The organism is Okeania sp. SIO3B5, from assembly GCF_010692555.1.
Taxonomy (GTDB): Bacteria; Cyanobacteriota; Cyanobacteriia; order Cyanobacteriales; family Microcoleaceae; genus Okeania.
On the sequence record NZ_JAAHHG010000457.1, the window covers coordinates 1 to 8,068 of the forward strand.

Annotated in this window: 4 protein-coding genes; all 4 read right to left on the reverse strand. The window is 36.6% G+C overall.

Annotation, left to right across the window (positions count from 1 at the left end; all coding sequences use genetic code 11):
- Positions 1–3,506, reverse strand: a 3,506-nt coding sequence (locus F6K54_RS35325; protein WP_293088398.1) for a HEAT repeat domain-containing protein, incomplete at its 3' end; no start/stop codon positions are given.
- Between the two features lie 70 nt (positions 3,507–3,576).
- Positions 3,577–5,931 (reverse strand): NACHT domain-containing NTPase, encoded by a 2,355-nt coding sequence (locus F6K54_RS35330; RefSeq protein ID WP_293088400.1) that lies wholly within the window; start codon positions 5,929–5,931, stop codon positions 3,577–3,579.
- 547 nt (positions 5,932–6,478) lie between these two features.
- Positions 6,479–7,651 carry an FAD-binding oxidoreductase gene (locus F6K54_RS35335; RefSeq protein ID WP_293088402.1) on the reverse strand — a complete coding sequence of 391 codons (1,173 nt, stop codon included), beginning with the start codon at positions 7,649–7,651 and terminating at the stop codon, positions 6,479–6,481.
- 234 nt (positions 7,652–7,885) lie between these two features.
- Positions 7,886–8,068 (reverse strand): hypothetical protein (locus F6K54_RS35340; protein WP_293088405.1); only part of this gene is annotated, 183 nt, incomplete at its 5' end.

Below are 8,068 nucleotides of genomic sequence, written 5' to 3' on the forward strand. Positions count from 1 at the left end.
TGCTCATGTTTCCAACCAGTAGCTATTTGTCGCAGTGCTTCAACTCGCACATCCAAACTATTATCAGACACTACCCATTGTTTGAGTAATTCTAAAATTCCCGCTTCATATTTCCAACCAGTAGCTATTTGTCGCAACGCTTCAAATTGCACATTCCAATTCTCATCAAACTCTACCTTTTGCTTGAGTAAATCTAAAATTCCCGGTTCATGTTTCCAACCAGTAGCTATTTGTCCCACCGCTTCAACTCTCATCTGCCAATCATCATCAGACACTACACTTTGTTTGAGTAATTCAAAAATTCCCAGTTCATGTTTCCAACCAGTAGCTATTTGTTGCAGTGCTTCAACTCTCACCTGCCAATCATCATCAGACACTACACTTTGTTTGAGTAATTCAAAAATTCCCGGTTCATGTTTCCAACCAGTAGCAATTTGTCGCAGTGCTTCAACTCTCACCTGCCAATCATCATCAGACACTACACTTTGTTTGAGTAAATCTAAAATTCCTGGTTCATGTTTCCAACCAGTAGCTATTTGTCGCACCGCTTCCAGTCGCACACTCGAACTGTTATCAGACTCTAGCCTTTGTTTGAGTAACTCTAAAATTCCCGGTTCATGTTTCCAACCAGTAGCTATTTGTTGCAGTGCTTCCAGTCGCACACTCGAACTATTATAAGACTCTATTTCAAAGGGCACATCCGAATCATCATCAGACTCTACTTCAAAACCGACATCCAAATCATCATCAGATTCTACTTCAAAGCCGACATCTGAATTATCATCAGACTCTAGCTTTTGTTTGAGTAAATCTAAAACTTCCGGCTCATGTTTCCAACCAGTAGCTATTTGTCGCAGCACTTCCCGTCGCACACTTGAATCATCGTTATAATCTAGCTTTTGTTTGAGTAAATCTAAAATTTCCGGCTCATTTTGCCAACCAGTAGCTATTTGTCGCAGTGCTTCAAGTCGCACACTCGAACTTTTATCAGACTCTAGCTTTTGTTTGAGTAACTCTAAAATTCCCGGTTCATGTTTCCAACCGGTAGCTATTTGTCGCACTGCTTCCCGTCGCACACTTGAATCATTGTTAGGCTCTAGCTTTTGTTTGAGTAAATCTAAAATTTCCGGCTCATGTTTCCAACCAGTAGCTATTTGTCGCACCGCTTCCCGTTGCACATCCCAATTCTCATCAGACTCTACCCTTTGTTTGAGCCAAGTATAGGTTAAAGGATCATTCCTCCAGGTTGCAGCTACCACTTCCACAGCTTGAGTACGAATTTCGCTAACTAAGGCCACATTTTTCTGATCAATTTCTTTAGAGTAACTGTCATAAGGTTCGTCAAAATAGTCAATGTCATACCCACTCAAATCTTTTAACCTATTTAATAACCGATTTCCCACATCACCAATACTCTGACGACTCCTAACTTCAAACAAACACTTGCCAGCCAAAAATAAATTCATAAATTTTTCCTCTTCCCCATCTTGCTCCATTAAATAACTAATAATTTCTCCCACAAACTTAGCATCAATCATACCAGCAATTAACCGCAAAACCTCATGCCATTTTTCATCCTGCCAATGCTTATCAAAAACATCATCGATCAACCCATCCATTGAAATAGTTTGTGTTTCCTTAAACTGCCAAACAAAACTCCAAGCACAGAAATATTCCAAAAAAGTTCGATGCACAAAAGCATAATATTCAGCCCCAACAAAACATAAAATAAAATTCCGAGTCCGCAACTGTTCGATCAGCACATTAGTCACAGTTTTTGTATCATTAATATCTACGCTTTTAAGATAATCTTTAATAATCTTTTCTAAATCATTTTCAGAAATTAAATTACCAGACAAACCTCCTTTATCTCTCTGCATAAAAAAAGCTACTCGACGCAAAATTTCCTGTTTATCTTTATAGTCAATAGTTATCGGTTCAAGTTTCGCATCAACCAGTTTTCGTTCCATATCCCACTGCTGTAATAAAACCCGCGAAGCTTGATTATAAAGTTCTGTCCTATCTCTCGGCAATTCTTGATGACGATTCAAAATAGCCATCATAGTTAATAACAGTGGATTTCCTGACAATTGCTTAATAGCTGAAGAATCATTAATTGCCCGTTTAAACCTTTCCCTTTTCCTCTCCCTTTCCGTCTCATCATAATAAGTCAGATTATGCCAACGTTGAATAAAATCCTCAACTTGTTTATCCTCCAAATCTTGCAACATAAAATGACAAAATTCAGCATCCCGGAGTTTTTGTGGTTTATAACCAATCACCCGCGAAGTAACAATAACCCGCACCTTGTTATAGACATTTGTAAACCGCTTAATATCAGTAATTACCTCTTCTCGTTTCGCAGGGTCGAAAACTTCATCTAACCCATCAAACATCACAATTGCATCACCATTTTGTAATTTTACATGAAGTTCTTGTTGAGGTAAATGACAAACTACACCTCTACCTTTTTTTATAAAGTCCAAAAAATTTTCGCATTTATTAGCATCATGGTTACGAATATAAGTCCGCAGTTCAATTAATAGAGGAATTGGCTTTAAAGGCAAATCTTTCAGAGGTAATTCTGCCCATTGCAAAGCGATATATTGTAATAAAGTAGACTTGCCAGAACCAGGGTCTCCCAGAATAACTAAATATTTATAGTTTTGATCTTTTACTACGTCTAAAACCGAGCGAGTTTGCTGTTCAAAATATTTGTGTTGGGGACTTTTTAATTGTTCTTTAGGTAGTTGTATCTCTAACTGCTCAGTCTCTTTTAATCGCTGCTGATATTCTTTCGGAATTTCATAAATTTGAGGCAGAAATTCTTGAGAATCCCGCACATTTTGAGGAATAAACATTCGCCACAATTTCAATTCATTATAACCATAACCACTTGTATCTAAACTTTCTAATCTCAGATTGCCATATTGTTTTCGGATACCCTCTTGATGTTTTTTTAGGTCAAAATCTATTTGAATTTTAGTGTTTTTATTCGCTAATTTATCCAGATTTTTTGAATCTAATATTTTTTTTAATTCATCAGACTCTCGCATAATCTTTTTAACCCTTCTCCGATACTTCTTGGCAACAAAACCCCAGTCAAATTCATCTGGTAAAGGTGGATTAATATGATTCCAGGTAGTAGCTAATGTCTTAGTATCTAAAAGTTCAAAATTATTATCAAATGCACTACCTAAAATTTCTAAAACTGACTTATTTTTAATAAATTTTTCTAAGGGGTCAATATACTGCTCTAATTTACTTTCATTTAACTCAACTTCTTCTAATTCTTGCTTTACTAATTGCAAAAACTCTTTAATTCCTTCTACAGTTGCTTTTTCTAAAGGCTTTGTATTTACAAGGCTACCATTTAGGTAAAAAAGCAATTTAAAAAAATCTTTAGCGTAGTCTTCAGGCGCACGTTTAGCTAATTCTCTGATAACTTCCTTCGTAAAAAAATCAACCTCTTGAGTAGATTTCCAAGTAACTAACTTTTCAATCATAATTATTTAACCTCTCGACATTCTATGCACAAAAAATAGGAGTATTTGTGGCTGAATTATTTCAAATTTATCAGTCATTTTTCCAGGTAGCTAATTCTTCTCTTGCTCTTTGTCGTACATTCAAATCATTATGAGATTCTGCAAGATGATTGAGCCAGGTCTTAATCTCAGTCTCAGTTGAACGACTATCTCCCCAAGTTGCTGCCACAATTTCTACAGCTTGAGTACGAATTTCACTATCACAATCAATATTATTAAGATTATAATTTGTCAAAGCTTTTAACTTATTCAATAACTCGAAAGCTATCTCATCAATATTCTGAGGTTCGTCCACTTCAAACAAACATTTACCCGCCAAAAATAAATTCATAAATTTTTCCTTTTCCCCATCTTGTTCCATCAAATAATTAATAATTTCTCCCACAAACTTAGCATCAATCATTCCTGCAATTAACCGCAAAATCTCATGCCATTTTTCATCCCGCCAATGATTCCCAAAAACATCATCTTTCAATTTATTTATTGAAGTTTCCTGTGTTTCCTTAAACTGCCAAACAAAACTCCAAGCACAGAAAAACTCCAAAAAAGTTCGATGCACAAAAGCATAATATTCAGCCCCAACAAAACACAAAATAAAATTTCGATACCGTAATTCTCTGACCAGCGCTCTAGCTATAATTATTGCATCTTTAATACCTATACTTTTACTTTCTAGATATTCCTTGATAATTCTTTCTACATCATCTTCATGGATTAAATTACCAGCAAAACCTTCTTGATTTCCCTGCATAAAATTAGCAATTCGGCGCAATATTTTCTGCTTATCTTTAACTTTTATATAGTCAAGATTAATTAACTCAATTTCCTGTCTACGAAGCGCCCTTTCCACATCCCACTTTAACAAAAGTTCCGAAGAATTTTCATAGAGATCGGCTTTATTTTTTGGCAGTTCTTGATTACGATTCATAATAGCCATCATAGTTAATAATAGAGGATTTCCAGCGATTTCCTTAATAGCTGAAGAACCCTTAATGGCTTGTAATAAGCGCTCCTTTCTCCACTTCTTTTCTTCTTCTTCCTCATTGTTATAAGTAAGTTCATGCCAACGTTTTATAAAAACCTCAATTTGTTCCTCATCTAAATCTTGCAACATAAAATGATAAAATTCAGCATCTCGGAGTCTTTGTGGTTTATAACCAATCACCCGCGAAGTTACAATAACTTGCACCTTTTTATAGTCATTAGTAAACCGATGAATATCAGTTATTACTACTTCTCGTTGGGCAGGATCGAAAACTTCATCTAACCCATCAAACATGACAATAGCTTCACCATTTTGTAATTTAGCATGAAGTTCCCGTTGAGGGAGACGACAAATAACTCCATTACCTTGTTCTAGAAAATCTAGAAAATTTTTACACTTATTACTATTATAGTTACTAATATAAATCCGTAGTTCAATTAATATAGGAATTGGATGTAAAGGCAAATCCTTCGGTAATAATTTTGTCCACTCAAGAGCTATATATCGTAACAAAGTAGATTTACCAGAACCGGGGTCGCCCAAGATTACTAAATATTTATATTTGTTGTTTTCTACTAATTCTAAAACCGAGCGAGTCTGCTGCTCAAAATATTTGCGCCGGAGACTTTCTAATTGTTTTTGAGAAAGTTCCGCTTCTAACTGCCCAGTCTCTCTTAATCGCTGCTGATATTCTTTCGGAATTTCATGAACTTGAGGCAGAAATTCTTGAGTCTCCCGTACTTTTTGAGGAATAAACATTCGCAATAATTTGACATTATAGGCAAGACCTTTAGTATCTAAACTGTCTAATCTAAGATTGCCGTATCTTTCCCGAATTCCCTCTTGATGTTTTTTTAAGTCAAATTCTGGTTTGATTTCAATTTGATTTGCCAGTTGCTCCAGATATTCTGAATTTAATATTTCTCGTAATTCATCTGACTCTCGAATAATCTTTTTCACCCTTCTCTGATACGGTTTAGTAACTAATTCCCAGTCAAAATCATCTGGTAAAGATGGGTTAATTTGATTCCCAATAGTAGCTAATTTTTTAGTATCTAAAATTTGTACATTATTATCAAAAGCACTGCCTAGAATTTCTAAAACCGACTTATTTTTAATAAACTGTTCTAAGGGTTTAATATACTCCTCTAATTGACTTTCATCCAATCCAACATCTTCCAATTCTTCCTCTAGTAATTCTAAAAATTCTTTAGTTGCTTCTGCTGTAGCTTTTTGTAAAGGTTCTTTCTTTGTTATGCGACTAATACTATCAGAAAGACATTGTTTAAAAAAATCTTTAACGTAATCTTCAGCAGCACCTTTCGCTAATTCTCCAATAACTTCCTTAGCAATAAATCCAGCCGCTTGAGTAGCTCCCCAAGTAATTAACCATTCAATCATAATTATTTAATCTCTTATATTTTAGTTATTTTTCATTATAAAAAAAATTAGGAAGAATTTATAGGAGTAAAATAAATATTATGTCAAATCTGCATAGCTAGGGTATTTCTTATATCAAATTGGACTGATTAACTACAATATATAGCGCTGCGCCCAGGCAACAGGCAATAGGCAACAGGCAACAGAGGGAATAAAAAGCGTATAATATAAGGCTTTTAGTTATTGGATAATTTCTGCAATTTGTAAATATGCCAGCGCACATTGCTATAAAAAGATTGCATACTCCTCAAGAGTCATCTTCAGATGACTTAAACTATTAGCCAAGGATTTCAATCCTTGGCGAACTTGGCGAACTTGGCGAACTTGGCGAACTATGTTATCCGCTATGTTACCCGCTATGTTATCCGCCAAGAAATAAATTTCTTGGCTCAAAGCAGAAGTCATCTAAAGATGACTAATACCAAATCTGGTTATGAAAAGCTAATTTGTCCAAATCAAATCATTCTAACCCTTCTTCCTTCTTCCTTCTTCCTTCTTCCTTCTTCGCTTACTTTTTCACAATCATTTTCTCCACAGCTTCCGCAGTTGCAGGAGCTAATAACACCCCATTCCGATAGTGACCTGTTGCCAACAACACATTCTGAAACCCTTCCAAATAACCAACAGCAGGTGCTGCTTGACCTTCCGGACGCGGTCGCAAACCAGACCATTTTCTTAACACCGTTGCATCTGCTAAACTCGGGCAAAAACTAATAGCTCTCTCCATCACCCTATCCAATAAACTAGAGTCCGCTACCACCTCACCTGCATCATCAGGAAATTCTACTGTTGCTCCCACCCAATATTCATTTTCCCCCACTGGTACAATATTCACATCATCCCCAATTATCACTGGCTGAAAATCTAGATTTCCTAGAGGCGATCGCCCTTGCAGATGTAAAGCTTGACCTAACACTGGCACAATAGTAAATCTCTGGTCAAGATTTGATTTACGCTTCAGTTGTAGAGACCTCAACTTACCATCTTTTATTCCTTGCAAACATGGCAAAGACCCCAACCCCGCAGCCACAACTAACCAATTTACATCCCCCAAAACAGGAGCTTTTTTAGTTGAGTCTAGACTTTTTGTCCGTATTTGCTGACAACGATATTCATTCTTTGGTAGCGCTATAGTATTATATTCCGCAACTGTTACTCCAAAATGAAAATTCACCCCATTTTGTTGAGCAGCTTCCACTAAAGCTAAGGTAAGCTCCACCGGGTTAATTTGGAAATCTTGAGGAGAATAAATAGCCGCTGTAACTTCAGATGTCTCGATCTGAGGAGAGCGATCGCGCAATTGAGCAATATCCCACATTTCCAATGGTAAACCATCTGCTTGCCGAATATCTATTAATCTTTTCCACCTATCTAAGTCATCCCCAGGCAAACACAACAATAAAATACCATCACGGTTATGAGAAATAGGGCGATTTATTTTTGCTTCCAACTCAGGAATTAAATTATGATAGCTCTGGACACTCATGCGCCTCATTTTCCAAGGTCTGCCTTTAACTTTGTGGCTAATTACCCCCATCAACACCCCCAAAGCAGCACCAGTAGAACCTTGAGCAGGTGCTTGTTTGTCCAATACCGTAATTTTTAACCCTTCAATTTTACTGAGTTGATAGGCGATCGCTGCCCCAATAATTCCACATCCAATAATTACTATATGAGTCATATTGAAAATTTTATAATTTAAGAAAGAAGAAGAAAGTTTGGTAGTCTTCCATAGTAATGGTATACAGGAAAAAGGAATACCTGGCACGGGAGCAAGATGCTCCCACTGCTGTGCCTCGTAACAAAAATAATGATATCAAATCCGGTTAAACAGCCATAGAATGGTTAAGCCAGGAGGAGTCAGGAGTCAGGAGTCAGGAGTCAGGAGGAGAGAGAATTACAAAGATGAGCGTAGTTATGACGATTGGAGAATTTTTTTATGTTCAATAAAACGGATTTGATATGACAATGCAGATACATCAAGCCCGGCAATTCCCGGCAAAAGCTGGGAAAACCGTTCATAGCAGTGTGACGGCAGAACCATCGACACTGGCGGTATCTCGCAATGCTTTGAGGAATATCCCCAAAGCGCCATTCC